This window comes from Blastococcus sp. SYSU DS0510 (assembly GCF_054050835.1).
The window spans coordinates 75191-101675 of record NZ_JBJHAC010000011.1; the positions used below are offsets into that span (position 1 = coordinate 75191).

General features: G+C 74.3%; 27 protein-coding genes. 14 read left to right on the top strand and 13 right to left on the bottom strand.

Going from position 1 to position 26485, the window contains the following annotated elements; all coding sequences use genetic code 11:
* Positions 1 to 2: 2 nt before the first annotated feature.
* The 3 genes from ACI79P_RS10875 to ACI79P_RS10885 form a co-directional block, all read right to left on the bottom strand.
* Positions 3 to 827, bottom strand: a complete 825-nt coding sequence (locus tag ACI79P_RS10875; protein ID WP_456581061.1) for an ATP-binding cassette domain-containing protein — start codon at positions 825 to 827, stop codon at positions 3 to 5.
* Positions 824 to 1888 (bottom strand): ABC transporter permease, encoded by a 1065-nt coding sequence (locus ACI79P_RS10880; protein WP_456581062.1) that lies wholly within the window; start codon positions 1886 to 1888, stop codon positions 824 to 826. The genes ACI79P_RS10875 and ACI79P_RS10880 overlap by 4 nt, the downstream gene beginning before the upstream one ends.
* 106 nt (positions 1889 to 1994) lie before the next feature.
* Entirely contained in the window at positions 1995 to 2609 is a 615-nt protein-coding gene (locus ACI79P_RS10885) for a hypothetical protein (protein ID WP_456581063.1), read from the bottom strand.
* A 119-nt stretch (positions 2610 to 2728) separates the two neighbouring features.
* Here ACI79P_RS10885 and ACI79P_RS10890 point away from each other — a divergent pair, with 119 nt between their 5' ends.
* The gene (locus tag ACI79P_RS10890; RefSeq protein WP_456581064.1) at positions 2729 to 4015 is read left to right on the top strand and encodes an adenylosuccinate synthase; all 1287 of its coding nucleotides are present in this window, start codon (positions 2729 to 2731) and stop codon (positions 4013 to 4015) included.
* 63 nt (positions 4016 to 4078) lie between these two features.
* Positions 4079 to 5089, top strand: coding sequence for a ribosome small subunit-dependent GTPase A (gene rsgA / locus ACI79P_RS10895; RefSeq protein ID WP_456581065.1), 1011 nt, complete (start codon positions 4079 to 4081; stop codon positions 5087 to 5089).
* Positions 5090 to 5150: 61 nt separating this feature from the next.
* Here the strand turns inward: rsgA and ACI79P_RS10900 are convergent, their stop codons facing one another.
* On the bottom strand, positions 5151 to 6140 hold the full coding sequence (locus ACI79P_RS10900) for a glycerophosphodiester phosphodiesterase family protein (protein ID WP_456581066.1): 990 nt from the start codon (positions 6138 to 6140) through the stop codon (positions 5151 to 5153).
* 227 nt (positions 6141 to 6367) lie between these two features.
* Between ACI79P_RS10900 and purD the strand changes: the two genes are divergently transcribed.
* The gene (gene purD / locus ACI79P_RS10905; protein ID WP_456581067.1) at positions 6368 to 7651 is read left to right on the top strand and encodes a phosphoribosylamine--glycine ligase; all 1284 of its coding nucleotides are present in this window, start codon (positions 6368 to 6370) and stop codon (positions 7649 to 7651) included.
* Here the strand turns inward: purD and ACI79P_RS10910 are convergent.
* Positions 7648 to 9054, bottom strand: a complete 1407-nt coding sequence (locus ACI79P_RS10910) for an AI-2E family transporter (protein WP_456581068.1) — start codon at positions 9052 to 9054, stop codon at positions 7648 to 7650. The two genes, purD and ACI79P_RS10910, sit on opposite strands and share 4 nt — an antisense overlap.
* A 123-nt stretch (positions 9055 to 9177) precedes the next feature.
* Here ACI79P_RS10910 and purB point away from each other — a divergent pair, with 123 nt between their 5' ends.
* On the top strand, positions 9178 to 10485 hold the full coding sequence (purB, locus tag ACI79P_RS10915) for an adenylosuccinate lyase (protein WP_456581069.1): 1308 nt from the start codon (positions 9178 to 9180) through the stop codon (positions 10483 to 10485).
* Positions 10485 to 11360: a phosphoribosylaminoimidazolesuccinocarboxamide synthase gene (locus tag ACI79P_RS10920; RefSeq protein WP_456581070.1), complete on the top strand. Its 876-nt coding sequence runs from the start codon at positions 10485 to 10487 to the stop codon at positions 11358 to 11360. The genes purB and ACI79P_RS10920 overlap by 1 nt, the downstream gene beginning before the upstream one ends.
* Here the strand turns inward: ACI79P_RS10920 and ACI79P_RS10925 are convergent.
* The 3 genes from ACI79P_RS10925 to ACI79P_RS10935 form a co-directional block, all read right to left on the bottom strand.
* Positions 11353 to 11823, bottom strand: a complete 471-nt coding sequence (locus ACI79P_RS10925; RefSeq protein ID WP_456581071.1) for a hypothetical protein — start codon at positions 11821 to 11823, stop codon at positions 11353 to 11355. The two genes, ACI79P_RS10920 and ACI79P_RS10925, sit on opposite strands and share 8 nt — an antisense overlap.
* Before the next feature lie 65 nt (positions 11824 to 11888).
* Complete coding sequence (locus ACI79P_RS10930; RefSeq protein ID WP_456581072.1) at positions 11889 to 12374, bottom strand: hypothetical protein; 486 nt, start codon at positions 12372 to 12374, stop codon at positions 11889 to 11891.
* Between the two features lie 157 nt (positions 12375 to 12531).
* Complete coding sequence (locus ACI79P_RS10935) at positions 12532 to 13014, bottom strand: hypothetical protein (RefSeq protein WP_456581073.1); 483 nt, start codon at positions 13012 to 13014, stop codon at positions 12532 to 12534.
* A gap of 164 nt (positions 13015 to 13178) precedes the next feature.
* Between ACI79P_RS10935 and purS the strand changes: the two genes are divergently transcribed.
* From purS to ACI79P_RS10955, 4 genes are read left to right on the top strand one after another with little or no spacing between them, the layout of a single operon-like run.
* A complete protein-coding gene (gene purS / locus ACI79P_RS10940; protein WP_456581074.1) occupies positions 13179 to 13418 on the top strand; it encodes a phosphoribosylformylglycinamidine synthase subunit PurS in 240 nt (79 codons plus the stop codon).
* Between the two features lie 7 nt (positions 13419 to 13425).
* Positions 13426 to 14097: a phosphoribosylformylglycinamidine synthase subunit PurQ gene (purQ, locus tag ACI79P_RS10945; protein WP_456581075.1), complete on the top strand. Its 672-nt coding sequence runs from the start codon at positions 13426 to 13428 to the stop codon at positions 14095 to 14097.
* On the top strand, positions 14094 to 16439 hold the full coding sequence (gene purL, locus ACI79P_RS10950) for a phosphoribosylformylglycinamidine synthase subunit PurL (protein ID WP_456581076.1): 2346 nt from the start codon (positions 14094 to 14096) through the stop codon (positions 16437 to 16439). The genes purQ and purL overlap by 4 nt, the downstream gene beginning before the upstream one ends.
* A complete protein-coding gene (locus ACI79P_RS10955; RefSeq protein ID WP_456581077.1) occupies positions 16439 to 16822 on the top strand; it encodes a sterol carrier family protein in 384 nt (127 codons plus the stop codon). Before purL ends, ACI79P_RS10955 begins: the two co-directional genes overlap by 1 nt.
* A 152-nt stretch (positions 16823 to 16974) precedes the next feature.
* On the opposite strand, the gene ACI79P_RS10960 is transcribed toward ACI79P_RS10955, so the two are convergent.
* Together ACI79P_RS10960 and ACI79P_RS10965 are read right to left on the bottom strand one after the other, a co-directional pair.
* Positions 16975 to 17121, bottom strand: a complete 147-nt coding sequence (locus tag ACI79P_RS10960; RefSeq protein ID WP_456581078.1) for an MFS transporter small subunit — start codon at positions 17119 to 17121, stop codon at positions 16975 to 16977.
* Positions 17118 to 18536 carry an OFA family MFS transporter gene (locus ACI79P_RS10965; RefSeq protein WP_456581079.1) on the bottom strand — a complete coding sequence of 473 codons (1419 nt, stop codon included), beginning with the start codon at positions 18534 to 18536 and terminating at the stop codon, positions 17118 to 17120. The genes ACI79P_RS10960 and ACI79P_RS10965 overlap by 4 nt, the downstream gene beginning before the upstream one ends.
* Positions 18537 to 18744: 208 nt before the next feature.
* Here ACI79P_RS10965 and ACI79P_RS10970 point away from each other — a divergent pair, with 208 nt between their 5' ends.
* A complete protein-coding gene (locus ACI79P_RS10970; RefSeq protein ID WP_456581080.1) occupies positions 18745 to 19833 on the top strand; it encodes an S-(hydroxymethyl)mycothiol dehydrogenase in 1089 nt (362 codons plus the stop codon).
* Positions 19830 to 20438 carry an MBL fold metallo-hydrolase gene (locus ACI79P_RS10975; RefSeq protein WP_456581081.1) on the top strand — a complete coding sequence of 203 codons (609 nt, stop codon included), beginning with the start codon at positions 19830 to 19832 and terminating at the stop codon, positions 20436 to 20438. The genes ACI79P_RS10970 and ACI79P_RS10975 overlap by 4 nt, the downstream gene beginning before the upstream one ends.
* 25 nt (positions 20439 to 20463) lie before the next feature.
* Here the strand turns inward: ACI79P_RS10975 and ACI79P_RS10980 are convergent, their stop codons facing one another.
* Positions 20464 to 20808, bottom strand: coding sequence for a hypothetical protein (locus ACI79P_RS10980; protein WP_456581082.1), 345 nt, complete (start codon positions 20806 to 20808; stop codon positions 20464 to 20466).
* A gap of 206 nt (positions 20809 to 21014) precedes the next feature.
* Between ACI79P_RS10980 and purF the strand changes: the two genes are divergently transcribed.
* Together purF and purM are read left to right on the top strand one after the other, a co-directional pair.
* Entirely contained in the window at positions 21015 to 22553 is a 1539-nt protein-coding gene (gene purF / locus ACI79P_RS10985) for an amidophosphoribosyltransferase (protein WP_456581083.1), read from the top strand.
* Entirely contained in the window at positions 22550 to 23611 is a 1062-nt protein-coding gene (gene purM, locus ACI79P_RS10990) for a phosphoribosylformylglycinamidine cyclo-ligase (RefSeq protein ID WP_456581084.1), read from the top strand. The genes purF and purM overlap by 4 nt, the downstream gene beginning before the upstream one ends.
* A 188-nt stretch (positions 23612 to 23799) precedes the next feature.
* Here purM and ACI79P_RS10995 read toward each other — a convergent pair whose 3' ends face one another.
* Together ACI79P_RS10995 and ACI79P_RS11000 are read right to left on the bottom strand one after the other, a co-directional pair.
* A complete protein-coding gene (locus ACI79P_RS10995) occupies positions 23800 to 24024 on the bottom strand; it encodes a DUF3073 domain-containing protein (RefSeq protein ID WP_456581085.1) in 225 nt (74 codons plus the stop codon).
* A 194-nt stretch (positions 24025 to 24218) separates the two neighbouring features.
* Positions 24219 to 25283 carry a Glu/Leu/Phe/Val family dehydrogenase gene (locus ACI79P_RS11000; RefSeq protein WP_456581086.1) on the bottom strand — a complete coding sequence of 355 codons (1065 nt, stop codon included), beginning with the start codon at positions 25281 to 25283 and terminating at the stop codon, positions 24219 to 24221.
* A 152-nt stretch (positions 25284 to 25435) separates the two neighbouring features.
* Between ACI79P_RS11000 and ACI79P_RS11005 the strand changes: the two genes are divergently transcribed.
* Positions 25436 to 26440 (top strand): sugar ABC transporter substrate-binding protein, encoded by a 1005-nt coding sequence (locus ACI79P_RS11005; protein ID WP_456581087.1) that lies wholly within the window; start codon positions 25436 to 25438, stop codon positions 26438 to 26440.
* Positions 26441 to 26485 lie beyond the last annotated feature (45 nt).

Genomic DNA, 26485 nt, shown 5'->3' on the forward strand with positions numbered 1-26485 from the left:
ATTCACCGCTCGCCGAGCTCCGGGTGCAGCGCGGTCAGCGCGTCGGTGAGGGTGGTGAGCTGGTCCCCGCCGGCCATCAGCGCGGTGAGCCCGTCGGAGTCGACGTCCTCCCGCGTCAGGTTGCCGGCCACGTGCCCGTGCGCCAGCAGCAGGAACCGGTCGCCGATGAGGTGGGCGTACCGCGGGTTGTTGGTGACGACGGCGACCGCCAGCCCCTGCGCGCGCGCCGCGAGGACCGCCTGCCCGAACAGCGTCTGGCGTGCCACCGTCATGGGGGTGATGGGCTCGTCGATGACCAGGGCTCGGGCGCCGAAGTGGAGGGCGCGGGCGACCGCGAGGCTCTGCCGCTCCCCGGCCTGCAGGGCGCTGGCCGGCTGGTCGGGGTCCAGGCCCGTGACGCCGACCCGTGCCATGGCGCGCACCGTCGTCTCGCGGGCGCCGTCCACGTCCAGCCGGCGCAGCGGCCACACCCCGCGGGTGGGCTCGGCGCCGAGGAAGAAGTTCCGCCAGACCGACAGCAGCGGGGCGACGGCGAGGTCCTGCCACACGGTGGCGATCCCCACCTCCCGTGCCTGCCGCGGCGAGCGGAACCTCGTGGGCACGCCCGCGACCAGCAGCTCGCCCTCGTCGTGGCACCGGTACCCGGACAGCACCTGCACCAGCGTGGACTTCCCCGAGCCGTTCTCCCCGAGGACGCAGGTGATCTGCCCGGGCACCAGGGCGACGTTGACCCGGCTGAGCGCCGGCACGCTGCCGTGCCGCACGGTGACGCCGCGCAGCTCGAGGACGGGGGTCGCCTCGCCGGCCGGCTGCTCGGAGCCGGTCACGACCGCGGCCTCGCGCGGAGGCGCCGCCGCACCTCGCCGTTGGCCAGCAGCGCGACCAGCAGCAGCACGCCCAGGAGCGCCTGGAACCAGCGGGTGTCCCAGTCCGCCAGCGTGATGCCCTCCCGGGCGACCGAGTAGAGCAGGGCGCCGACGGAGGCGCCGATCGCGGACCCGTAGCCACCGGTCAGCAGGCAGCCGCCGATGACCGCCACGACGATGAAGTCGATCCCGCTGAGGATCCCCACCGTCCCGCCGGCCTGGACGCTGGCCAGCCGCACGAGGGTCATGGTGCCGAGCAGCCAGCCCGCGGCCGCGGTGAGGCAGAACAGCGCCACGGTCGTCCGCCGAACCGGCACACCGAGCTCGCGCGCCGCCTGGTGGGCGCCACCACTGGCGAAGACCGCGTTGCCGAACTTGGTGCGCCACAGCGCCCAGGTGGCCAGCGCCGTGATCCCCAGCCACCACAGGATGCTGATGCTGAACCGGCCGTTGCCGAGCTGGACCGTCGCGTCGAAGACGGCGGTCGCGGAGGTCCAGCCGGGGCTCTCGTCCAGGCCGCTGACCCGTGTGCCGCCGGCCACCTCCTGCGCGCCGGCCTGCGAGGTGCCCTGCAGGATCAGGAAGGTCGCCAGGGTGACCAGGAAGCTGGGCAGGCCGGTGTTCACGACCAGCACACCGTTGACCACCCCCACCAGCAGCGCGGCCAGCAGGGAGACCACCAGGGCCGGCCAGGTGCTCCAGCCCGCGTACCCGATGAGCAGCGCCGTCAGCAGCGAGCTCGCGACGGCCACCACCCCGACCGAGAGGTCGAACTGCCCGGCCACCAGCAGGAGCGCGACGGCGACCCCGCCGATGCCGAGCAGCGCCGCGGTGTCCAGGACCGTCGCCAGGCCGAAGGGGCTCAGCAGGTCGGGCACCCGCACGGCGAAGAAGGCGACGACGACGACCAGCCCCACGACGGCGGGGAGGCTCGGGCGGGCGAACGCGCGCGCCAGGAAGCGGCGGTGGGCGGGCACCGGGGCGATGCGGGAGCCGAAGGCGGTGCGCGGGTCGGTGATCACCGGCACGGCGACCCGACGGGGCGGCAGGACGTCGGCAGCGGGTCCTCCTCGGGCGGTCGGGTGCCCCCCAGTGTCCATGACGGCCCCGGCCCCGCGCAGGCCGCTCCTAGGGGACCAGGCGCCACCGCACCCGGTCGTCGGCGTACCAGGTCCACCGGTCGACGGAGCGCACGTACGGCACCCCGTCGCGGACCACCCGCGCGGGGTCGGAGGCGACCTGCAGCGCCCGGCCGCTGGTCTGCCGGGTCGGCCGCAGCGGCTGGGTCATCACCGTCACGCCGATGGTGTCGACGGCGGTCCAGTCCGGCCGCACGTCGATGCGGGTGATCTCGCCGTCGGCCACCTTGATGTCGTCGTGGTACGCCTGCAGGCCCAGCCGCCGGGAGAGGGACCGGCGGCCGGTGCCGGGGGCCTCGATGCGCCCGTGGTGCAGCAGCACGCCGCCGTGGTCGTCCCGGACGAGGGTGAGGTCGCGCGGCCCGCCGGTCCCGATCCCCAGCGCGCGGGCGAGGGCGGTCGAGGACTTGTCGCCCGACGGCTCCCAGGCCACCGGCACCTCCGCCGTCCGGCCGGCCTTGAGCAGTGCGGCCAGCACCGCCGAGAGCCCCGCGACCGGGCCGCGCACCACCAACTGCCCGGCCGTGGCGACCGGCGTCAGCTGACTGCGCAGCGGCGCCTCCGCCGGGCCCAGGCGGCGGAGGTCCAGCTCGACCGACGACATGCCGATACCCTGTCACCCGTCCCACCCCACCGTCCCGGCCGACCTGCCGGACGGATCGACCCGGGTGTCGAACCGCAGGACCGCGCCGCCACCCCGCCGGACAGGAGAGCCACGAGCCGATGCCCGCTGTCGTGCTGATCGGTGCCCAGTGGGGCGACGAGGGCAAGGGCAAGGCCACCGACCTGCTCGGCGGCCGCGTCCCCTACGTCGTCCGCTACCAGGGCGGCAACAACGCCGGGCACACGGTGATCACGCCCGATGGCGAGAAGTACGCCCTCCACCTGATCCCGTCGGGCATCCTGACGCCGGGCTGCACGCCGGTCATCGGCAACGGCGTGGTGATCGACCCGGAGGTGCTGATCCGCGAGCTGGCCGGGCTGGAGGAGCGTGGGGTGGACACCTCGCGGCTGGTCATCTCCTCCGACGCGCACCTGATCATGCCGCACCACCGGGCCCTCGACAAAGTCACCGAGCGGTTCCTGGGCAAGCGCAAGATCGGCACCACGGGGCGCGGGATCGGCCCCGCCTACGGCGACAAGGTGGCCCGCGGCGGGATCCGCGTGCAGGACCTGCTCGACCTGTCGATCCTCCGGCAGAAGCTCGAGGGCACGCTGCAGGAGAAGAACCAGATCCTCGTCAAGGTCTACAACCGCAAGGCCATCGACGTCGACGAGGTGGTCGAGGAGTACGCGCAGTACGCCGAGGCCCTGAAGCACCGCATCGTCGACACCCGCCTCCTGCTCGGGCAGGCGCTCGACGCCGGCGAGTGGGTGCTCCTCGAGGGCTCCCAGGGCACGCTGCTCGACGTCGACCACGGCACGTATCCGTTCGTCACCTCGTCCAACCCGACCGCGGGCGGGGCGGCCGTCGGCGCCGGTGTCGGCCCCACGCGGATCGAGCGCGTCGTCGGCATCCTGAAGGCCTACACGACCCGCGTCGGCTCCGGTCCCTTCCCGACCGAGCTGCACGACCAGTGGGGCGAGTACCTGCGCAAGCACGGCGGGGAGGTCGGCGTCACGACCGGGCGCGACCGGCGCTGCGGCTGGTTCGACGCCGTCGTCGCCCGCTACGCCAGCCGGGTCAACGGCATCACCGACTACTTCCTCACCAAGCTCGATGTGCTCTCGGGCCTGGAGACGGTGCCGATCTGCGTGGCCTACGAGATCGACGGCGTCCGGCACGAGGAGATGCCGATGACCCAGACCGACTTCCACCACGCGAAGCCGGTCTACGAGGAGATGCCGGGCTGGTTCGAGGACATCCGGAACTGCCGCACCTTCGACTCGCTGCCCGCGGCAGCGCAGGCCTACGTGCGGCGGCTGGAGGAGCTCTCCGGGGCCCGGATCAGCGTCATCGGGGTCGGCCCCGGCCGCGACGAGAACGTGGTCATCCACGACCTGATCTGAAGAAGCAGCCTCTGCCGGTAAATCGAGCGACGACCGGGGCCGCCCGGGGCCACGATGCCGCGCGTGGAGCTGACCGATCTGGGCTGGACGCCGGACCGCGCGACCGCGCTGCCACCGGGGTGCGAGCCCGGCCGGGTGGGGCGGGTCGACCGCGGCCGGCTCAGCGTCCTCACCGGCGGCGGGGAGCGACGGGTGGCGCTCGGGGCGGCGCTGCAGGAGGCCCCGGCCGGCCCCGCGGTCGGCGACTGGGTCGCCCTGCGCGGTGAGCTGGCGGTGGCGGTGCTGCCGCGCAGCAGCGCCTTCACGCGCACCGCCGCCGGCCGCACCTCCGCCGCGCAGGTGGTGGCCGCCAACGTCGACGCCGTCCTGGTGGTCGACGCGCTGATCGGCCCCGCGCGGCTGCGCCGGGTGGAGCGCTACCTGGCCGTGGCCTGGAGCAGCGGTGCCGCGCCCGTCGTCGTCCTCACCAAGGCAGACCTGTGCCCCGACGTGCCGGCCGGGGTGGCGCAGGTGGCGGACGACGCCGCGGGCGTGCCGGTGCTGGCGGTCAGCTCGGTCACGGGGGAGGGTCTGGATGCCGTGCGGGCGCTCGTGCCGCCCGGTTCCACGGCCGCCATGGTCGGCCCCTCCGGGGTCGGGAAGTCCAGCCTCGCCAACGCGCTGGCCGGGCGCACGGTGGCCGGCACCCGCGACATCCGCGACGACGGCCGGGGGCGGCACACGACCACCGCGCGGGAGCTGCACCGGCTGCCCGGCGGCGGGCTGCTCATCGACACCCCGGGCATGCGTGAGCTGGGCCTCCACGACGACGCGGACGGCGTCGACCGGGTGTTCGCCGACGTCACGGAGCTGGCGACCCGGTGCCGCTACCGCGACTGCGGGCACCGGAGCGAGCCCGGCTGCGCCGTCGCGGCAGCCATCGACGACGGGCGGCTCGACCCCGCCCGCTTCACCTCGTGGCGGAAGCTGCAGGCCGAGGCGCGCCGCCAGCAGCTCCGGGTCGACGCCCGGGCGCGACGACACCGTGGTCCTCCGGACGACACCGCGGCCAGGCGGCGGGCGGGCTCGCGCTGAGCCGCTCGGTGGACCGCGCCGGGAGGCCTCCGGGCCCCGCGTCGCGACCCACCGGCCGGGCTCAGACCAGCTGGGCGCTGAGCGCCGTCCGCGCGCGGACCGCGTGGTCGGGGGAGTCGCTGATCAGGCCGTCGACGCCGAGCGCCAGCAGCGCCAGCGCGTCGCCGACGGCGTCACCGAGCCCGTCGGGGGCCTCCCCGCGCCGGCGGTGCGCGGGGAGGAAGGCGTTCTCGGCCCGCAGCGTCCAGCAGAAGACCGCCAGCTCGGCGGCGTGCGCCTGCTCCACCAGGTGCGGCGTGCCGGTCAGCGCGTGGTCGGCTCCGCTGGCCAGGACCCGCCCCCGGCTGGGGCCGACCCCCTGCGCGTAGGTGGAGATCTCGCGCAGGCCGGCCGGCGTGACCATGGTGTCGCCCGCCGGGATGTCGTCGACGAGCTGGACCAGCTGCGGGCCGTCCTCGCCGAGCAGCGCGCGCAGGTGGCGCAGAAGGGCCGGGTCGAACGACTGCAGCACCACGTCACCGTCGGCGCGGTCGGCACCGAGCCGGCGCAGCTCCGCGGCGACCAGCTCGGCCATGGAGCGACCGGCCTCGGGGCACTCGGCGTGCTTGAGCTCGGCGAGCACGCGGATCCGGCGCTCCGGGGTCGAGCGGCTCCGGGCGAGCTCGACGACCTCGGCCAGCGTCAGGATGCCGAACCGCCCGTCGTACGCGGTGTTCAGCGGCCGCAGCGACGGCATCCGCTCGACCGCCCGCAGGGTGCGCAGCTCCGCGTGGGTGAAGTCCTCGGTGAACCAACCGGTGCGCAGCTTCCCGCCGACCAGCTTCGTGGTCCGGCGGTCGGCGAACTGCGGGTGGTCGGCCACGTCGGTCGACAGGGAGAGCTCGTTCTCGTGCCGGGCGACGAGGACGCCGTCGCCGCTGACGACGACGTCGGGCTCGATGAGGTCGGCGCCCAGGTCGATGGCCAGCTCGTAGCTGGCCGCGGTGTGCTCCGGCCGGTAGGCCGGGGCTCCGCGGTGTCCGATGACGACGGGCCGGGGAAGGCGTGTCACCGGCCTGTCCGCCAGCGACTCGGTCGCGCGCATGGCACCCACAACACAGGAGCCGGGTGAATCCACGGCGAACTGGAGGGGACGGGTTGCGCACGATCGAGCGGCCAGCGCGCTGACCAGCGGAGGTCCCACCCGGCGTGGGTGATCTCACACGGAGGGTCTGTGACGGGTGGGACGACGCCCTGCGCCCGGGGCGCCGGCGCGCGACATCGGTAGGGTCGCCGATCGTGCGCGTGCTGGTGATCGGCTCCGGTGCCCGGGAGCACGCCCTGTGCGTGGCTCTGCAGTCCGACCCCGCGGTGAGCGCGCTCGCCTGCGCTCCCGGCAACGCCGGGACGCGGGCGGTCGCTCCCCCGCCGCCCGGCGGCGCGGCGCTGGCGGTGGCCGATCCGGTCGCGGTGGCGGCCGTGGCGCGCGACTGGCGTGCGGACCTCGTGGTGATCGGACCGGAGGTGCCGCTGGTCGCGGGCGCCGCCGACGCGGTGCGGGAGGCCGGCATCGCCTGCTTCGGCCCCTCCGCGCAGGCGGCCCGGCTCGAGGGCAGCAAGTCCTTCGCCAAGCACGTGATGACGGCGGCCGGCGTGCCCACCGCGCGGTCCTGGCCCGTCGGCGGCCCGGCCGAGCTGGAGACCGCCCTCGACGAGGTGGCGGCGCTCACCGGTGGCGCCCCCTTCGTGGTCAAGGACGACGGGCTGGCCGCCGGGAAGGGCGTCGTCGTCACCCCCGACCGGGCGGCCGCCGCCGCGCACGGCCGGCACGTGCTCGACGCCGGTGGCGCCGTCCTGGTGGAGGAGTACCTCGACGGGCCCGAGGTGTCGCTCTTCGCGGTGACCGACGGCGCGACCGTCGTCCCCCTCGTGCCGGCCCAGGACCACAAGCGCCGCGACGACGGCGACGCCGGGCCCAACACCGGCGGGATGGGCGCCTACGCCCCGCTGCCGTGGGCCCCGCCGGGCCTGGTCGACGAGGTGCTGGCCACCGTGCTGCAGCCGACCGTCGACGAGATGGCCCGGCGCGGCGAGACCTTCAGCGGCCTGCTCTACGCCGGGCTCGCGCTCACCTCGCGCGGCGTCCGGGTGGTGGAGTTCAACGCCCGCTTCGGCGATCCCGAGACCCAGGTGGTGCTCCCCCTGCTGGAGACCCCGCTCGGCGGGCTGCTGCACGCCGCGGCCACCGGCACCCTCGGCGAGCACCCGCCGCTGCGCTGGCGCGCCGGTGCCGCGGTGACCGTCGTGGTCGCGGCGCCGGGTTACCCGGAGTCGCCGCGGACCGGTGACCCGATCACCGGGGCCGACGGCGAGGGCGTGCTGCACGCCGGCACGGCGCTCGCCGACGACGGCACCGTGCTCTCCGCGGGGGGCCGGGTCCTCGCGGTCACCGCGGTGGGCGAGGACCTCGCGGCCGCGCGGCGGGGCGCCTACGAGCGGGTCGCCGGCGTGCGGCTGGCCGATGCGCACTGGCGCACCGACATCGCGCTCGCCGCCGTCGAGGGCCGGATCGCCGTCGGCTAACCCGCCGCGACGACCGGTCGCGCGCGCCCGGGCCGGGGCTCCGGCGGCCGCGGCCCCTCGTGCCGGCGGCTGAGGTAGGTCCCCGCGACGTTGACGCAGGCCACGGCGGGGACGGCGATGAGCGCGCCGAAGATGCCGCCGATCAGCAGGCCCGCGGCGATCGCGAGCACCACCGCCAGCGGGTGCACCCGCACGGCCCGGCCGAGCAGCAGCGGCTGCAGCACGTGGCCCTCCAGCTGCATGACGCCGATGACGATGGCGAGCGCGATCAGCGCGGTGATCGGGCCGTTGGAGACCAGGGCCACCAGCACGGCCACGGTGCCGGCCAGGAAGCCGCCGATGATCGGCACGAAGGCCCCCAGGAAGACCAGCGCGGCCAGCGGGATCACCAGGGGGACGCCGAGGACCGCCAGCCCGATGCCGATGCCGACGGCGTCGACCAGCGCCACCACCACCGTCGCGCGGACGTAGGAGATCAGCGTGCGCCAGGAGCGCCGGGCGGCCTCGTCGAGGTAGGCCCGGGAGGCGGCGGGGAAGAGACCGACCAGCCACAGCCAGATCGACCGGCCGTCCTTCAGGAAGAAGAAGAGCGTGAAGAGCGCCAGCACGATGCCGGCGACGACCTCGCCCACCGTCGCCGCGGTCGTGAGCGCGCCCGAGGCCAGGGTGTCCTGGTTGTCGAGCAGCGCGTCCTGCGCCTGGGTGAGGAGGTCGGCGAGCTGCCCCTCGGTGATGGGGAAGCTGCGGACGACGAACGTCTGGACCTGCGCCAGCCCCTCGCTGACCTGCTCGGCGAGGTCGGCGAAGCCTGCGGTGAAGCGCTCGACGACCAACGTGATGATCCCGGCGACCACGGCCAGGCCCACCAGCAGCATGGTGAAGGCGGCCAGGGTCGGCGGCCACCCGCGCCGGGCCAGGCTCGCGGCCCCCGGCTGCAGCAGCGCCGACAGCAGCAGGGCCACGAGCACCGGCACGGCGACGACGGCGATGGACGCCGCGGCGTAGAGCAGCACGGAGAACCCCGCGATCACCAGGATCAGCCGCCAGGACCACGCGGCCGCGACGCGCAGCCCGAACGGGACGCCGTCCTCCGGCCCGCCGTGGTGCGCGCCGGCGCGGTGCCCCGGGTGGTGCGGCGCAGCGCCGTCGGGGGAGCCCCCGGCGGGCGGGCCGCTGACCCCACCGGGGCCGAGCGCGCCGTCGAGGTCCGGGGCGGCGGGGGACGGGCTGCCCAGCGGGGGCGCCGAGGCACCGTTCGCCCGCGCGGCCGGTGCGCCGTCGCCCCGGATGCCGACCGGGTAGGGGTCGGGCGGCCCGTGGTGGTGGTGCCAGGCGTGTGGATCGTGCTCCCGGGCGGCGCGGATCCGGTCGCGGGCGCGCGCGGCGAGGTCTCCTGCGCGCACGGCGAGATCTCGGGCGCGACGCCGCATCGATCACCTCCGGTAGGGGCCGTTCGTGATCACGCTAGCCCTGCGGGAGACTGTCCCCGTGCTGCGACGAGCTGACCGGTGGCGGGCGGTACCCGCATGATCGAGCGCTACACCCTCCCCGAGATGGGCCGGGTCTGGAGCGACGCCCACAAGTACGAGCTGTGGTGCCGCGTGGAGACGCTCGTCCTGGAGGCGCACGCCGCGGCCGGGCGGGTGCCCGCCGACGTCGTGGAGCCGGTGCGCAACGCGCCGCCGCCCACGGCCGAGCGGGTCGCCGAGATCGAGGAGACGACGCAGCACGACGTCATCGCCTTCCTCACCGCGTGGGCCGACAACACCGAGCCGCGCTCGGCCGCCGCCTACGTGCACCACGGCATGACGTCGTCGGACCTGCTGGACACCGCGCTCGCCGTCCAGCTCACCGAGGCCACCGACATCCTGCTGGCCAAGGCCGACCGCCTCGTGGCGGCGCTGCGCGACCACGGGCTGAAGCACCGCGACACGATCCGGGTGGGCCGCACGCACGGCGTGCACGCCGAGCCCGTCGTCTGGGGCCACCGGGTCGCCGACCTGGCCTTCGCCGCGGCGCGGTCGCGGGACCGGCTGCGGGCCGCCCGCGAGCGCGTGGGCGTCGTCGCCATCTCCGGCGCCGTCGGCACGTACTCGCTGATCGACCCCTCGGTCGAGGTCGCGGTCGCGGAGGCGCTGGACCTGCGGCCCGCCGACGCCTCCACCCAGGTGGTGCTGCGCGACTCGATCAGCGAGTGGGTCTCGGCGCTGTCGATCATCGCGACCGTCTCCGAGGCGATCGCCCTGGAGGTGCGGCACGGCCAGCGCACCGAGGTGCGGGAGCTGTCGGAGGCGTTCGGGTCGGGCCAGAAGGGCTCGAGCGCGATGCCGCACAAGAAGAACCCGATCCGCTCCGAGCGCATCGCCGGCCTGGCGCGGGTGGTGCGGGCGGCGATCGTCCCGGTCATGGAGGGCATCCCGCTCTGGCACGAGCGCGACATCTCGCACTCCTCCACCGAGCGGGTGTTCCTGCCCGACGCCGCGATCACCACCGACTACCTGCTGCACCTCACCGCCGGGCTGGTGGAGAACCTGGTGGTGGACGCCGACCGGATGCGGGCGAACCTGGAGTCCACCGGCGGGCTGATCTACACCTCGTCGGTGTTGCTGGAGCTGGTGGAGAGCGGCCAGTCGCGCGAGGACGCCTACGCGCTGGTGCAGGCCGCCGCGATGGAGACGTGGAACTCGGGGACGCCGTTCCGGGAGACCCTGCGTGCGCGGGCGGGGTCGTCGGGCGTGACGCTGGACGAGGCGCGGCTGGACGAGATCTGCCGGCCGGAGAAGTACGTGGCCAACCTCGGCCCGCTGTTCGACCGGCTGGCGGCGCTGGCCTGATGGTCGGCCTCCCGCTGGTGGCCCGCGGCAAGGTGCGGGAGATCTACGACGCCGGCGCCGACCGGCTGCTGCTCGTCGCATCGGACCGGATCTCGGCGTACGACGTCGTGCTGCCCACCCCGATACCGGACAAGGGGCGGGTGCTCACCCAGCTGTCGGTGTGGTGGTTCGAGCAGCTGACCCCGGTGCTGGAGTCCTTCGGGGCGACCCACCACCTGGTGTCGGCGGCTCCGGGGGCGGACGACGGGGTGCCCGCGGAGGTCGCCGGGCGCGCGATGCTGGTCCACCGGCTGGAGATGCTCCCGGTGGAGTGCGTGGCCCGCGGCTACCTCTCCGGGTCCGGGACGAAGGAGTACGAGCGGACCGGCTCCATCCGGGACGTCGCCCTGCCGGCGGGCCTGGTCGAGGGGTCCCGGCTGCCCGACCCGGTGTTCACGCCGTCCACCAAGGCGGAGATCGGCGAGCACGACGAGGCGATCGACTTCCCCGCCGTGGTGTCGGCGGTCGGCGCCGCACGGGCCGAGGAGCTGCGCGAGCTGACGCTGGCGCTCTACCGGCGCGGCGCCGAGATCGCCGCCGACGCCGGGATCGTGCTGGCGGACACGAAGTTCGAGTTCGGGGTCTCGCCGGACGGTGGGCTCGTGCTCGGCGACGAGGTGCTCACGCCGGACTCGTCCCGGTTCTGGCCGGCCGACACCTGGTCGCCGGGCGCGGTGCAGCCGTCGTACGACAAGCAGTTCGTGCGCGACTGGCTCACGTCGTCCGGGTGGGACCGCGTCTCCGAGCCACCCGAGCTGCCCGCCGACGTCGTCGCCGCCACCCGCGAGCGCTACGTCACCGCCTACGAGCGGCTGACCGGCCGGCCGTTCAGCTGACCGGCGCCGACCAGGGCGACGGCGCCCCGAGCCAGCGCTCGAGGACCGGTGTGACGGTGTAGGACACCGTGCCGAGCGACACGAGCGAGGTGTCCGTGCAGGACTGCGTCTCGGCGGCCGGGTCGGCCGGCACGTACACGGGGGCGTCGATGCCGAGCAGGCTGACCCCCGAGCACGTGCCCTCGGAGACCAGGCCGGCGCCCAGCAGGCTGCTGGTGCGCCTGACCACGTAGCCGGTGACCGGCACGCCGGCCACGTGGCTCGTGCGCCAGGTCACCGTGAACGAGCGGGTCAGCACTCCGCTGCCCGATGCGGTCGGCTGCTCGCCCGGCGGCATGACCGCCGCCGCGACGACGGCCGGCCCGGCGGCCGCCCGCGTCGCCCAGGTGGCCGGGGCGGGCGCGGCGGTGCCGAGGACCACCGCGACGACGACCAGCAGGGGGACGCCCATCCGGTGCAGCACGGTCGGTCCTCCTCTCGGACGGGGCCGCGGAGGCGCCGTCGGTGACGGCGCCTCCGCGCGGGGGGTCAGGCCGATGCGCCGGACAGGGTGACCTCGACGGTGAAGGTCGCGCCCTGGCAGCCGTCGGCGGCCGTCGTCAGCATGGTGAGCGCGCCAGGGACGGTGACGTTGATGCCCACGGAGTCAGCCGGCAGCGTGATCCCGGAGAGGCTGACCGGGCCGGACACCGCCACGTCGGCGGCGGTGCACGTCCGGCCCTCGACCGGCGTCACGCTGACCGCGCCGAAGGTGGCCCCGGTGAGCATCACCGGGAACGGGTTCGGGTTGCTGACCCGGGCGGCGAGGTCCCCGGTGGCTCCCGGGTAGAGCGACGCAGTTGGCGTGCCGGCGGACACGCCCAGCTCCGCGACGGTGGCCGCCTTCGCGGAACCCGGACCCGTGCCGTCCACCAGCCAGGACGCCACCGCCGCGCTCCCGCCCAGCAGCGCCAGGAAGAGGATGGCGAGGACGCCGATGCGCCTCCGCTTGGTGTTCATGGGACCCCCAGTCATTGCCTGTTGTGACACAGCACGTGCGCTGCGTCACGACATTGAGTAGGGGAGGACCCACCGGTTCCGGAAGGGCCGGAGGGCCGGAATCACCCTTTCGGGGCCCCGGGACGACCGTCCGTGGGCCCTGGTGCTCTGTTCCGCGCCGCGGCGGCCGGCGTCACGTGCCGGCCAGGGTGACCCCCACGGTGACGAGGGCCCCCTGGCAACCCGGCTCGGCCGTCGGGAGCATGCGCACCGCTCCGGGCAGCACCACCGGCACCCCGGTGGCCCCCGGGCGCAGGTCCACCGGCTGGTCGAGCGTCACCGGCCCGCTGCTCACCGGCACGATGCTGCCGGGGGCGCAGGTCCGTCCCGCCGCCGGAGTGACCTCCACCCGGCCCAGGGTGGCGGTGGTCAGCCGGACCGCGGCGGTGCCGAGGTTGCTCGCGGTCGCCGAGACGGCCCCCACCGCGGGCGACGGGTAACCGGTCGCCGGCTCGGGGTAGAGGGCGCCGGCCGGGGCTCCGTGGGTGACGGTGACCCGGGGCCGGTCCGCCGCGGCGGGGTCGGCGATCCAGGCGGCCAGGGCCGCCCCGCCGGAGAGCAGCACGACGGCGAGGACCTGGGCGACCACGGTGCCGGCACGGGCCACCAGCTTCACGGGTCCTCCTCGGGGTCGGGCCGGAGGCGTTCCGGCCGTGCCATCCCCGTCGTCAGCTCCGGGCGCCGGCCTGAGGGATTCGGAACGGATTCCCCCGAACGCGTGAACGAGCGTCGCCCCGGTGGCGACCACGGTCACACCCGGCGCCCGGTACCCTCGTCGGCGTGCCACGGGTGATCGTCGACGTCGTCCTGAAGCCGGAGATCAGCGACCCCCAGGGGCAGGCGGTCCTGGGTGCGCTCGGCCGCCTCGGCCACGACTCCGTGAGGAGCGTCCGCCAGGGCAAGCACTTCGTGCTCGAGGTCGACGGGACACCCGACGAGGCCGAGCTGGAGCAGATCGCCGAGACGTTGCTGGCCAACCCGGTGATCGAGGACGTCGAACTGCACCTCCCCAAGGACTGAGCGAACCGTGCGCATCGGTGTCATCACCTTCCCGGGCTCCCTGGACGACGTCGACGCCGCGCGCGCGGTGCGGCTCGCCGGTGGTGAGCCGGTCGCCCTCTGGCACGCCGACCACGACCTGAAGGACGTCGACGCCGTCGTCCTGCCGGGCGGCTTCTCCTACGGCGACTACCTGCGCGCCGGCGCCATCGCCGCCCGCTCGCCGCTGATGCAGGATGTCGTGGCCGCGGCTCACGGCGGCCTGCCGGTGCTCGGCATCTGCAACGGCTTCCAGGTGCTCTGCGAGGCGGGGCTGCTGCCCGGGGCGCTGACCCGCAACAGCCACCTGCACTTCCGCAACCGCGACCAGGTGCTGGTCGTCGAGCGCGCCGACACCGCGTGGACGCAGGACTACGCGGTCGGCCAGCGCATCGTCATCCCGGTCAAGAACGGCGAGGGCCGCTACGTGGCCGCCGACGCCGACCTCGACCGGCTGGAGGGCGAGGGCCGGGTGGTGTTCCGCTACGAGGGCGGCAACCCGAACGGCTCCAGCCGCGAGATCGCCGGCGTCACCAGCGGGAACGGCCGGGTGGTGGGGCTCATGCCGCACCCCGAGCACGCGATCGAGGACCTCACCGGGCCGTCGACCGACGGGCTCGGCTTCTTCACCAGCGTCCTGAAGGCGGTCGTCGCAGCGTGAGCGAGTCAGCAACCGCGGGCCTCTCCGACCTCGACACCGGCCCGGGCCGGCTGCAGAACCGGCTCGACACCGTCGACCTCGCCGCACGCACGCCGGACGACGAGCAGCCCTTCGCCGAGCTCGGGCTCAAGGCCGACGAGTACGCCCGGATCAAGGACATCCTCGGCCGCCGCCCCACGACGGCGGAGCTGGCGATGTACTCGGTCATGTGGAGCGAGCACTGCTCCTACAAGAGCTCCAAGGTGCACCTGCGCAAGTTCGGCGACCTGCCGCCCAGCGACGCGCTGCTGGTCGGCATCGGCGAGAACGCCGGCGTCGTCGACGTCGGGGATGGCTACGCGGTGACCTTCAAGGTCGAGAGCCACAACCACCCGAGCTACGTCGAGCCCTACCAGGGCGCGGCCACCGGCGTGGGCGGCATCGTGCGCGACATCCTCACGATGGGCGCGCGCCCGGTCGCGGTCATGGACTCACTGCGGTTCGGCCGTGCCGACGCGCCCGACACCGCCCGCGTGCTGCCCGGCGTCGTCGCCGGCGTCGGGGGCTACGGCAACTGCCTGGGGCTGCCCAACATCGGCGGCGAGGTCCTCTTCGACGACTGCTACGCCGGCAACCCGCTGGTCAACGCGCTCTGCGTGGGCGTCATGAAGCACGAGGACGTCCGGCTGGCCAAGGCCGAGGGCGCCGGCAACAAGGTGATCCTGTTCGGCGCCCGCACCGGCGGTGACGGAATCGGTGGCGTCAGCGTGCTGGCCAGCGAGACGTTCGACGCCGAGGGGCCGGCCAAGCGCCCCAGCGTGCAGGTGGGCGACCCCTTCACCGAGAAGCTGCTCATCGAGGCCTGCCTGGAGATCTTCGCCCAGGACCTGGTCACCGGCATCCAGGACCTCGGCGGCGCCGGCCTCTCCTGCGCGACCTCGGAGCTCGCCAGCGCCGGCACCGGCGGCATGCACGTCGACCTCGACGCCGTCCCGCTGCGCGACTCCACGCTGACGCCCGCCGAGATCCTCATGAGCGAGTCGCAGGAGCGCATGTGCGCGATCGTCGAGCCGGGCAAGGTCGACGCCTTCCTCGCCGTCTGCGCGAAGTGGGACGTCCTGGCCACGGTCATCGGTGAGGTCACCGACGGCGACCGGCTGACCGTCGACTGGCACGGCGAGCGGATCGTCGACGTCCCGCCGCGCACCGTCGCGCACGAGGGCCCCGTGTACGAGCGGCCGATGGCCCGCCCCGCCGACCTCGACGCCCTGCAGGCCGACGACGCCGCCCGGCTGCCCCGGCCCACCACGCCCGAGGAGCTCCAGGCGCACTGGCTCGCCGTCGTCAGCAGCCCGGACGGCGCCGACAAGACCTGGGTGACCGAGCAGTACGACCGCTACGTCCGCGGCAACACCGTGCTGGCGCAGCCCGACGACGCCGGCGTCGTGCGCATCGACGAGGAGAGCCACCGCGGCATCGCGCTCTCCCTCGACGGCAACGGCCGCTACGCCCGCCTGGACCCCTACACCGGCGCGCAGCTCAACCTGGCCGAGGCCTACCGCAACGTCGCGGTCTCCGGCGCGACACCCCTGGCGGTCACCAACTGCCTGAACTTCGGCTCGCCGGAGAACCCCGAGGTGATGTGGCAGTTCGCCGAGGCCGTCCGCGGCCTGGCCGACGCCTGCCGTGAGCTGGGCCTGCCGGTCACCGGTGGCAACGTGAGCCTCTACAACCAGACCGGCGACGTCGCGATCAACCCGACGCCGGTGATCGGTGTGCTCGGGGTGCACGAGGACGTCCGCACGCGGGTCCGCAGCGGCTGGCGGACGGCGGGGGAGACGGTGCTGCTCCTGGGCGAGACGCGGCCGGAGTTCGGCGGCTCGGCCTGGGCCTCGGTCGTGCACGGCCACCTCGGCGGGCGGCCGCCGGTGGTCGACCTCGAGGCCGAGCGGAAGCTCGCCGAGCTGCTCGCCGCGCTGGCGAAGGCCGGCCTGGTCGGCTCGGCGCACGACCTGGCCGACGGCGGGCTGGCGCAGGCGCTGGCCGAGTCGGCGCTGCGCCACGGGGTCGGCGCGCGCCTGGAGCTGGGCGAGGACCCCTTCACCGCGCTGTTCAGCGAGTCCACGGCCCGCGTCGTCCTCACCACCACCGACCCCGGCGGGGTGAAGACGACCGCACGCTGGGCGGGCGTGCCGCTCACCGAGCTCGGGACGACGGGCGGCGACGTGCTCTCGGTCGACGGGCTGGTCGAACTTCCCCTGGACGAGCTGCGGGCCACCTGGAGCGCCACCCTGCCGGCGCTGTTCGGGGCTCCCGAGGACGCCGTCGGCACCGTTCCGGCGGGCACCGTCCCCACCTCCTGATGCCGGCCCCCATCCCGGCCGACGAGCTGCGGGCGGCGGTCGACCCGGTGCGGGCCTGGCTGGCCGGCGAGGCCGAGCAGCCGCCGCGGGCGGTGCTGGGGGCGGCGGTGAAGACCAGCGCGCGCTGGCTGGCCCAGCAGGTGCCGGGCCGCTCGGTGGAGCTGCGGGTGCCGCCGCACGTCGCCGTCCAGTTCATCGAGGGGCCGCGGCACACCCGCGGCACCCCACCCAACGTCGTCGAGACCGACGCCGCGACCTGGCTGCGGCTGGCGACGGGCGCGCTGTCCTGGGCCGATGCCGTCGCCGCGGGTGCGGTGAGCGCGAGCGGCAACCGCGCGGACCTGAGCCAGTTGCTGCCGCTCCGCCCGCTGAGACACCGGTGAACGCCGGTCGCGGGTCGACCCGGACGACGCGGGGTTGAGCCCCGGGCGCACGCGGCTGGACCCTGCCCGACCCGGGTCGACCCGCGCCCGGACAGCATTGCGCCCCCGCCCGCGGGATGCGGACGGGGGCGCAGTGGCCCTGCTCGGGTGGCTCAGCCGAAGAGCGCGCTGGCCGCCTTGATCGTGTTGTACAGGCCGTACGCCAGCGGGACGCCCACCAGGGCCCACGCGAAGGCGATGAGGCCGACGGGGGTGTGCGTGGTCGGCTGCTCGCCGGTCCGGGACGCGGGGGTGCTCATCGGACGGTGCTCCTCTCGGGCTCGGCGGCCGTGGTGGGGATGTCGGTCTGCTTGGGCTCGAAGTACTTCTCCGACACCGGCTTGATCAGCAGGTTGGCGACGAAGCCGACGGCCAGCAGCCCGACCATGATGAACAGGGCGGGCCGGTAGTCAGCGGCGACGAGCTGACCCGGCGTCCCGCGGGCGTCCAGGACGCCGTTGATGATCAGCGGGCCGACGATGCCGGCGGCCGCCCAGGCGGTCAGCAGCCGGCCGTGGATGGCGCCCACCTGGTAGGTGCCGAACAGGTCGCGCAGGTACGCGGGCACCGTCGCGAAGCCACCGCCGTAGAAGCTGATGATGACCGCGGCGAGGAGCACGAAGATCCACGTCGCCGTGCTGCCGATGGTGGCGAGCAGGACGTAGAGGACCAGGCCGACGCCCAGGTACACCATGTAGATCGGCTTGCGCCCGATGTAGTCCGAGGTGGAGGACCACACGAACCGGCCGGCCATGTTGAACAGCGACAGCAGACCGACGAAGCCGGCTGCGGTGGCGGCCAGGACGGTGGAGGTGTCGCCCTCGCGGAAGAAGTCCTGGATCATCGGGGCGGCCTGCTCGAGGATGCCGATGCCGGCGGTCACGTTGCAGAACAGCACCGTCCACAGCAGCCAGAACTGCGGCGTCTTGATCGCGTTGTTCGCGGAGACGTTCTCGGTCGTGACCAGGGACTTGGACTTGACGGTCGACGGGTCGAAGCCGTCGGGCCGCCAGTTCGCGGCCGGCACCCGGATGATGAAGGCGCCGAACATCATGAAGACCAGGTAGATCAGACCCAGGGTGAGGAACAGCCCCGCGACGGCGTTGCCGCTGGGCACGGTGCCCGCGACGGCCGGGTCGTAGTTCGGGTCGTACCAGTTCATCAGCTGGCGCGACAGCGGGGAGGCGATGAGCGCGCCACCACCGAAGCCCATGATCGCCATGCCGGTGGCCAGGCCCGGGCGGTCGGGGAACCACTTGATCAGCGTGGAGACCGGCGAGATGTAGCCGATGCCCAGGCCGATGCCGCCGAGGAAGCCGTAGCCGAGGTAGAGCAGCCACAGCTGCTCGGTGTAGATGCCCAGCGAGCCGACCAGGAAGCCGCTCACCCAGAAGACGGCCGAGGTGAACATGGCGGCGCGGGGGCCGTTCTTGTCGACCCAGGTGCCGAAGACGGCGGCGGAGAGGCCGAGCATCACGATGGCGATCGAGAAGATGATCCCGATCTGGGTGAGACCCGTGTCGAAGTGCTCGACGAGGGCGACCTTGTAGACACTGGTCGCGTATGCCTGGCCGATGCTCAGGTGCACGGCCAGAGCTGCCGGCGGGATCAGCCAGCGGTTGAATCCTGGCCGGGCGACGATGCGCTCGCGTGCCAGGAAGCTCGGTACTGCCACGGGGACAACCTCCGGGGACGGGACCGGTACGGCCGGTTGGCCGCGACCGGGACGCGCCCTGTGATATGGGTCGCTATCGGGTGGCACCGTACGTTGTCCGCCCTGAGAGTGCGCGCGCAACATGCGTGCCGTGATCCGTGCGTGATCGTGCGCCCGCACAGTGGAAGCGGCCGAGCCGGGCCGTGGCGGCCCCCTTAGTCTGCCGGGCATGGCTTACGAGGTGCGAGGCGTGGTGGCCCGGGGCAAGGGACAGCCGGTCACGGTGGAGACGATCGTGGTCCCCGATCCCGGCCCTGGCGAGGCGGTCGTGGACGTGCAGGCCTGCGGGGTCTGCCACACCGACCTGCACTACCGGGAGGGCGGCATCAACGACGACTTCCCATTCCTCCTCGGCCACGAGGCGGCCGGGGTCGTCGCGGCCGTGGGCGAGGGCGTCACGAACGTCGCCGTCGGTGACTACGTCGTCCTCAACTGGCGGGCGGTCTGCGGGGAGTGCCGCGCCTGCCGCAAGGGGCAGCTGCAGTACTGCTTCAACACGCACAACGCCGCCCAGAAGATGACCCTGGCCGACGGCACCGAGCTCTCCCCGGCTCTAGGCATCGGGGCCTTCGCGGAGAAGACGCTCGTCCACTCCGGGCAGTGCACCAAGGTCGACCCGGCCGCCCCACCGACCGCTGCCGGGCTGCTCGGCTGCGGCGTCATGGCCGGCGTCGGCGCGGCGATCAACACCGGCGGTGTGCAGCGCGGCGAGACCGTCGCCGTGTTCGGCTGCGGCGGGGTCGGGGACGCCGCCGTCGCCGGGGCGAAGCTCGCCGGCGCGACGACGATCATCGCCGTCGACATCGACGACCGGAAGCTGGAGTGGGCCCGCGGGTTCGGCGCCACCCACACGGTCAACTCGAAGGAGACCGACCCCGTCGAGGCGATCAAGGGGTTCACCGGCGGGTTCGGCGTCGACGTCGCCATCGACGCGGTCGGGCACCCGGCGGTGTTCGAGCAGGCGTTCTACGCCCGTGACCTCGCCGGCCGGGTGGTCATGGTCGGCGTCCCGACGCCGGGGATGGAGATCACCCTGCCCGCCATCGAGGTGTTCGGCCGGGGCGGGGCGATCAAGAGCTCCTGGTACGGCGACTGCCTGCCCAGCCGTGACTTCCCGATGCTGGTCGACCTGTACCTGCAGGGGCGCTTCGACCTCGACGCGTTCGTCTCCGAGACGATCGGCCTGGACGACGTCGAGGAGGCGTTCCACAAGATGCACCGCGGCGAGGTGCTGCGCAGCGTGGTGGTGCTCAAGTGAGCGCCCGCGTCGAGAAGGTCGTCGTCCCCGGGGTCTTCTCCCTCGACGGGCAGGACTTCGACGTCGAGAACAACGTCTGGCTCGTCGGGGACGACGACGAGGTGCTCGTCATCGACGCCCCGCACGACCCCGCGCCGATCCTCGCGGCGATCGGGGAGCGCCGGGTGACCGCCATCGTGCTCACCCACGGGCACAACGACCACATCACCGCCGCCCCCGCCCTGCGCGAGGCCACCGGCGCGCCGATCTGGTTCAACAGCGACGACCGCATGCTCTGGGACATGACCCACCCGGGCACCGCGCCGGACGAGGACCTGCGGGCGGGGACCCGGTTCGACGTCGCCGGCACCCGGCTGGTCGCGCTGCACACCCCGGGTCACTCGCCGGGCAGCACCTGCCTGCACGCGGCCGACCTGCGCACCGTCTTCACCGGCGACACGCTCTTCTGCGGGGGCCCCGGGGCGACCGGGCGGTCGTTCAGCGACCACACGACGATCGTGAACTCGATCCGGGCGCAGCTGCTCAGCCTGCACGGGGACACGGTGGTGCGGACCGGGCACGGCGAGGACACGACGATCGCGGCGGAGCTGAGCAACGTCCGCTGAGGGGTGTCCCCTCGATCCGATCCGGTCACCGCCCCGGCGGTTGGTCCTGTCCCGGCGGTTGGTCCTGCCCCGGCCGATCGTCGTGCCGCTCCGGGCGGTCCGGCTGCTCCGGGTTCGTGCGCTCGAGGCGCTGGCGGATCGCCGCGACGTTGAGCGCGAGGTCCTCGAGCGCCTCGACCGCGCGCGTCGCGAGCGCGAACGTCAGGTTCTCCCGCTGCTCCTCGGCGCTGGGCTCGGGGCGGCGCCGCGCGGCCTCGCGCGTCACGTCGGCCCACGTCTGGTCGTCGCGGCGCGGCTCCTCGAAGAGCTGGCGCAGCATCCGCTGCGCCATGTCGAGGAACTCGCGCGGATCGGGCCCGTTGCTCGCCATCCCATGTCTCCTGTCGCTCGTCCCGGGGCACGTCGTCCGGCGCGGACCGGCCGGGCGGTGAGTGGGCGGGTCAGACGTCAACGTGCCTCACCTGGCCGAGGTTCCTCGCCCCGGGCCGCGCGCGCGATCCGGGGGGACACGCGCGACGGCGGTGCGCTCTCCCGCCTCGGCGCCGGCGGGGGCGCCCACGCCGGTACGCTCGACCGGTGCCCCGTGGTGATGGACGGCTGACGCACGACCTCGATCCCCAGTTCCCCGGCCCCCAGGACGCCTGTGGCGTCTTCGGTGTCTGGGCGCCGGGTGAGGAGGTCGCGAAGCTGACCTATTTCGGCCTGTACGCCCTCCAGCACCGCGGGCAGGAGGCGGCCGGCATCGCGGTCTCCGACGGCGCCTCGGTCGTCGTCTACAAGGACCTCGGGCTGGTCAGCCAGGTGTTCGACGAGGCCACCCTGGGCAGCCTGCGCGGGCACCTCGCCGTCGGGCACACCCGGTACTCCACCACCGGCTCCTCCACGTGGGAGAACGCCCAGCCGACCTTTCGCACCACGGACTCCGGCACCGGGCTGGCGCTCTGCCACAACGGGAACCTGGTGAACACCTCCGAGCTGGCCAGCAAGGCCGCCGACGCCGGCGTGGCCGGCGCCTTCGCCGCGACCACCGACTCCGACCTGGTCACGGCGCTGATCGCCTCGTACCAGGACATCTCGGTCGAGGCGGCCGCGATGGAGGTGCTGCCGCAGCTGCGCGGGGCCTTCTCCATCACGTTCATGGACGAGGACACGCTCTACGCCGCCCGCGACCCCCAGGGCGTCCGCCCGCTGGTGCTGGGCCGGCTGGAGCGGGGCTGGGTCGTGGCCAGCGAGACCGCGGCGCTGGACATCGTCGGCGCCTCCGTGGTCCGCGAGGTCGAGCCCGGTGAGCTGATCGCCATCGACGAGAACGGCCTGCGCAGCCAGCACTTCGCGGCGGCCCAGCCCAAGGGCTGCGTCTTCGAGTACGTCTACCTGGCGCGGCCCGACACGACCATCTCCGGCCGGGGCGTGCACGCCGCCCGGGTGGAGATCGGCCGGCGGCTGGCCAAGGAGCACCCGGCCGACGCCGACCTGGTCATCCCGGTCCCCGAGTCCGGCACCCCGGCCGCGGTGGGGTACGCCGAGGCCAGCGGCATCCCGTACGGGTTGGGGCTGGTCAAGAACTCCTACGTCGGGCGCACGTTCATCCAGCCCAGCCAGACCATCCGGCAGCTGGGCATCCGGCTCAAGCTCAACCCGCTGCGCGACGTCATCCGCGGCAAGCGGCTGGTCGTCGTCGACGACTCGATCGTGCGCGGGAACACGCAGCGCGCGCTGATCCGCATGCTGCGCGAGGCCGGCGCGCTCGAGGTGCACGTGCGCATCTCCTCGCCGCCGGTGAAGTGGCCGTGCTTCTACGGCATCGACTTCGCCAGCCGGGCGGAGCTCATCGCCAACGGCCTCGACATCGACGGCGTGCGCGCCTCCATCAACGCCGACTCGCTCGGCTACGTCTCCGAGCAGGGGCTGATCGCGGCCACCGAGCAGCCGGTCAACCGGCTGTGCACCGCCTGCTTCACCGGCGAGTACCCGATCGACCTGGGAACGCCGGAGGTGCTGGGCAAGCACGTGCTCGAGGGCATCGGCCAGCGCGCGGTCAGCGGCTGGACCGGGCAGCAGGCCGGCAGCGCCGTGCTGCCCGGCGGCGCCGAGGACGCCCTGAGGCGGCCGTGAGCGCACCGGAGTTCACCTACGCCGCCTCCGGCGTGGACATCGACGCCGGCGAGCGCGCGGTCGCCCTGATGAAGGCCGCCGTCGAGCAGACCAACCGGCCCGAGGTCGTCGGCGGGCTCGGCGGGTTCGCGGGGCTCTTCGCCCTGGACGTGCAGAAGTACCGGCGGCCGCTGCTGGCCTCCTCCACCGACGGCGTCGGGACGAAGATCGCCCTGGCCCGGCAGCTGGACCGGCACGACACCGTCGGCATCGACCTGGTCGCGATGGTCGTCGACGACCTGGTGGCCTGCGGCGCCGAGCCGCTGTTCCTCCAGGACTACGTGGCCTGCGGCAAGGTCGTGCCCGAACGGATCGCGGCGATCGTCACCGGCATCGCGACCGGCTGCACCCAGGCCGGTGCCGCCCTGGTCGGCGGCGAGACCGCCGAGCACGGCGACCTCATGGACGCCGACGAGTACGACCTCGCCGCCACCGCGGTCGGCGTCGTGGAGGCCGATGCCGTGCTGGGCCCGGAGCGGGTGCGCGCCGGCGACGCGGTGATCGCCATGGCGTCGTCCGGCTTCCACTCCAACGGCTACTCCCTGGTGCGGCGCGTGGTCTCCGCCGCCGGCCTGGACCTCACCGCGACCCCCGCGGGGCTGGACCGGCCGCTGGGCGACGAACTCCTGGAGCCGACCCGCATCTACGCCCGCGACTGCCTTGCGCTGGTCGAGGAGCTCGGCGTCGGGGCGGTGCACGCCTACGCGCACATCACCGGCGGCGGGTTGGCCGGCAACACCGCGCGCGTGGTGCCGCCCGGGCTGCAGGCGGTCCTCGACCGCGGTACGTGGGCGCTGCCGGCGGCGGTCCGCCTCATGGAGGAGCACGGCGTGCCGCGCGCGGAGAGCGAGCGGGCCTTCAACTGCGGTGTCGGGATGGTGGCGTCGGTCGCACCGGAGCAGGCGGACGCCGCCGTCGCGCTGCTCACCGGCCGCGGCGTGCCGGCATGGATCGCCGGCACCGTGCGCGAGCAGGCCGGTGGCGCACCGGGGGCGGAGCTCGTCGGCGACTACCGCTGAGGAAGGCCCCTCCTCATCCCGTGCAGCTCGGAGCGAGCCTCGGGAGGGGGCCGGCGACGGCTCCGGCGTGCCCTCGCCGACGCGAGCGGGCCGGACGACCTGGCTTGCCGACGCCAACGCCACGACACCGCTGCCCCGAAGGGCCGCGGTGTCGTGGGGTCGGACGGGTCAGGTCGTCGAGCCGCCGGTCAGCGGCTGGCCGCCCAGTCGTCGTCCGAGTCGTCGTCCGCCCAGCGGTCGGCGTACTCGTCGTCCTCGTCCTCGTCGTCGTCGTCCGCCGCGCTGGGCGCGGTGTAGGTCGACGACGAACCGGCCAGCTCGCGCTGGAGCGCGGTGAGGTCGGTGTTGGGTGAGCTGTACTTGAGCTCACGGGCCACGCGTGTCTGCTTGGCCTTCGCTCGGCCGCGCCCCATCGGCTCGACCCCCTCGTTACGGAGTGCGGTGGACCAGCCAAGCGGCTGATGCGGCCCGCGTGGCGACCCCGACTGAGTGACTATGTCTCGGACAACATTACGACACGGATCGGCCAGGGGCACACACCCCTCCCTCGGCCCCGTCCAGGGCCCCGCCCCGCGCGTGCGACGGGCGGGGAGGACGGGGGTCGTTTTCAGCGCGGGAGCCGGATCGTGGCCAGCCGGCCGACCGAGTCGATGCGCTCCTGGGCCAGGCGGTCGGCGGCGACGGCGGGGGAGACGCCTTCGGCATCGGCCAGCGCGAAGACCCGCAGCGCGACGTCGAAGATGCCCGAGGCCTTGGCCCGCGCCCGGTCGAACGAGAACCCGTGCCGCTCGTCCTCGACCTGGATGACGCCGCCGGCGTTGACCAGGAAGTCGGGCGCGTAGAGGACGCCGCGGGCGCGCAGCCGCTCGGCCGCCCCCGGGTCGGCCAGCTGGTTGTTCGCGCCGCCGCAGACGATGCGGCCGGGCAGCGCCTCCACCGTCTCCGCGTCGAGGGCCCCGCCGAGCGCGCAGGGGGCGTAGACGTCGTGGGGCGTGCGCACGAGGCCTGCGGTGTCGGCGACCGCGCGCACCTGGGGGTGGCGCGTCCGCACCCGCTCGACGGCCCCGGGGTCGACGTCGGTGACCACCACGTCGGCGCCGTCCTGGACCAGGTGGTCCACCAGCCACGACCCGACCTTGCCCACACCGGCGACGGCCACGGTGCGGCCGGAGAGCGTCGGCGTCCCCCAGCAGTGCTGGGCCGCGGCCCGCATGCCCTGGAACACGCCGTAGGCGGTGAGCACGGAGGAGTCCCCGCACCCGCCGTAGGCCTCCGAGCGGCCGTGCGCGTACCGCGTCTCCCGGCCCACCACGTCGAGGTCGGCGTTGTACGTGCCGACGTCGCAGGCGGTGAGGTAGCGCCCGCCGAGGGACTCGACGAACCGTCCGTAGGCCCGCAGCAGGGCCTCGGTCTTGTCGGTGCGCGGATCGCCGATGATCACGGCCTTGCCGCCGCCGAGGTCCAGGCCCGCCAGGCTGTTCTTGTAGGACATGGCGGCCGAGAGCCGCAGCACGTCGGCCACCGCCGCGTCCTCGTCGGGGTAGGGGTAGAACCGCGTCCCGCCGAGCGCCGGCCCGAGGGCCGTGGAGTGGAGAGCGATGATCGCCCGCAGCCCCGACCGGGGATCGCTGCAGAAGACGACCTGCTCATGACCGGATGCCAGCACGTCCACGACGCCGAGCCTAGGCTGCCCGCCCGCCGACCGGACGGCACCGGACCACGCGGCGCGGGGCCTCCGGCGACGTCGCCCGCGAGCGGGCGGGGCATGATCCTGGGCGGACCGGATGCGCGGGCCCGCGCCCCGCGAGCACAGGAGGAACCCCGATGGCCGCACCGAAGCGACTGCTGGCACTCGCCGTGGCAGCACCCCTGCTCCTCGCCTCGTGCACCACGGACGGCGGCGGCGGTGGCGGCGGTGGCGGCGGGGAGGCCTCGGGCGGCGGGGACGGCGGCGACCTCACCTTCTCGGTCGTCACGCACGGCTCGGCCGGCGACGCGTTCTGGGACGTCGTGCAGAACGGTGCCGTGGCGGCGGGGGAGGACCTCGGCATCGACGTGGACTACCAGAGCGACGGCGACCCGCAGCGGCAGGCGCAGCTCATCGACGCCGCGGTGAACCAGGGCGTGGACGGCATCGTCGTCTCGATGGCCAACCCGGACGCGCTGCAGGACTCGATCGAGGCGGCGGCCGACGCCGGGATCCCCGTGGTCACCATCAACTCCGGCGGGGACCGGTCGGCGGAGTTCGGCGCCATCGGGCACGTGGGCCAGGACGAGGTGGTCGCGGGCCAGGGCGCGGGCCGGCGGCTGGCCGAGGAGGGCGCCACGGGCGTGCTCTGCGTCGTCCACGAGGCCGGCAACATCGGGCTGGACCAGCGCTGCTCGGGGGCCGCGCAGGGCTTCGCGGAGGCCGGGGGGTCGGCGGAGGCGTTCTCCGTCGTGCAGGTCGACATCAACGACCTCACCGGCGCCCAGTCGACGATCGCCTCCCAGCTGCAGACCGACCCGAACCTCGACTCGGTGCTGACGCTGAACTCCGCGCTGGCGCCCGTCGCCGTGGAGGCGGCCGCGGACGCCGGCTCCGACGCCCGGGTCGCGACGTTCGACCTGAACGAGGACGTGATCAGCGGCATCCAGGCGGGCGAGATCACCTTCGCCGTCGACCAGCAGCAGTACGAGCAGGGCTACCTGCCCGTCGTGATGCTCAAGCTCTACGCGGAGAACCTGAACACCGTCGGTGGCGGGCAGGCGGTCCTCACCGGCCCGGGATTCGTGGACGCCGAGAACGTCGACGCGATCGCCGACCTGGCCGCGGAGGGCACCCGCTGAGCACCCGGCAGGCGCCCGCCCCGGTCGGGGAGCGGGCCGACGAGC

Bases quoted from the DNA above. Each gene is read 5' to 3' on its own strand.
- ACI79P_RS10885 (WP_456581063.1), bottom strand. From the start codon at position 2,609: ATGTCGTCGGTCGAGCTGGACCTCCGCCGCCTGGGCCCGGCGGAGGCG.
- ACI79P_RS10890 (WP_456581064.1), top strand. From the start codon at position 2,729: ATGCCCGCTGTCGTGCTGATCGGTGCCCAGTGGGGCGACGAGGGCAAG.
- purB (WP_456581069.1), top strand. From the start codon at position 9,178: ATGATCGAGCGCTACACCCTCCCCGAGATGGGCCGGGTCTGGAGCGAC.
- ACI79P_RS10920 (WP_456581070.1), top strand. From the start codon at position 10,485: ATGGTCGGCCTCCCGCTGGTGGCCCGCGGCAAGGTGCGGGAGATCTAC.
- ACI79P_RS10930 (WP_456581072.1), bottom strand. From the start codon at position 12,374: ATGACTGGGGGTCCCATGAACACCAAGCGGAGGCGCATCGGCGTCCTC.
- ACI79P_RS10955 (WP_456581077.1), top strand. From the start codon at position 16,439: ATGCCGGCCCCCATCCCGGCCGACGAGCTGCGGGCGGCGGTCGACCCG.
- ACI79P_RS10960 (WP_456581078.1), bottom strand. From the start codon at position 17,121: ATGAGCACCCCCGCGTCCCGGACCGGCGAGCAGCCGACCACGCACACC.
- ACI79P_RS10970 (WP_456581080.1), top strand. From the start codon at position 18,745: ATGGCTTACGAGGTGCGAGGCGTGGTGGCCCGGGGCAAGGGACAGCCG.
- ACI79P_RS10980 (WP_456581082.1), bottom strand. From the start codon at position 20,808: ATGGCGAGCAACGGGCCCGATCCGCGCGAGTTCCTCGACATGGCGCAG.
- ACI79P_RS10995 (WP_456581085.1), bottom strand. From the start codon at position 24,024: ATGGGGCGCGGCCGAGCGAAGGCCAAGCAGACACGCGTGGCCCGTGAG.
- ACI79P_RS11005 (WP_456581087.1), top strand. From the start codon at position 25,436: ATGGCCGCACCGAAGCGACTGCTGGCACTCGCCGTGGCAGCACCCCTG.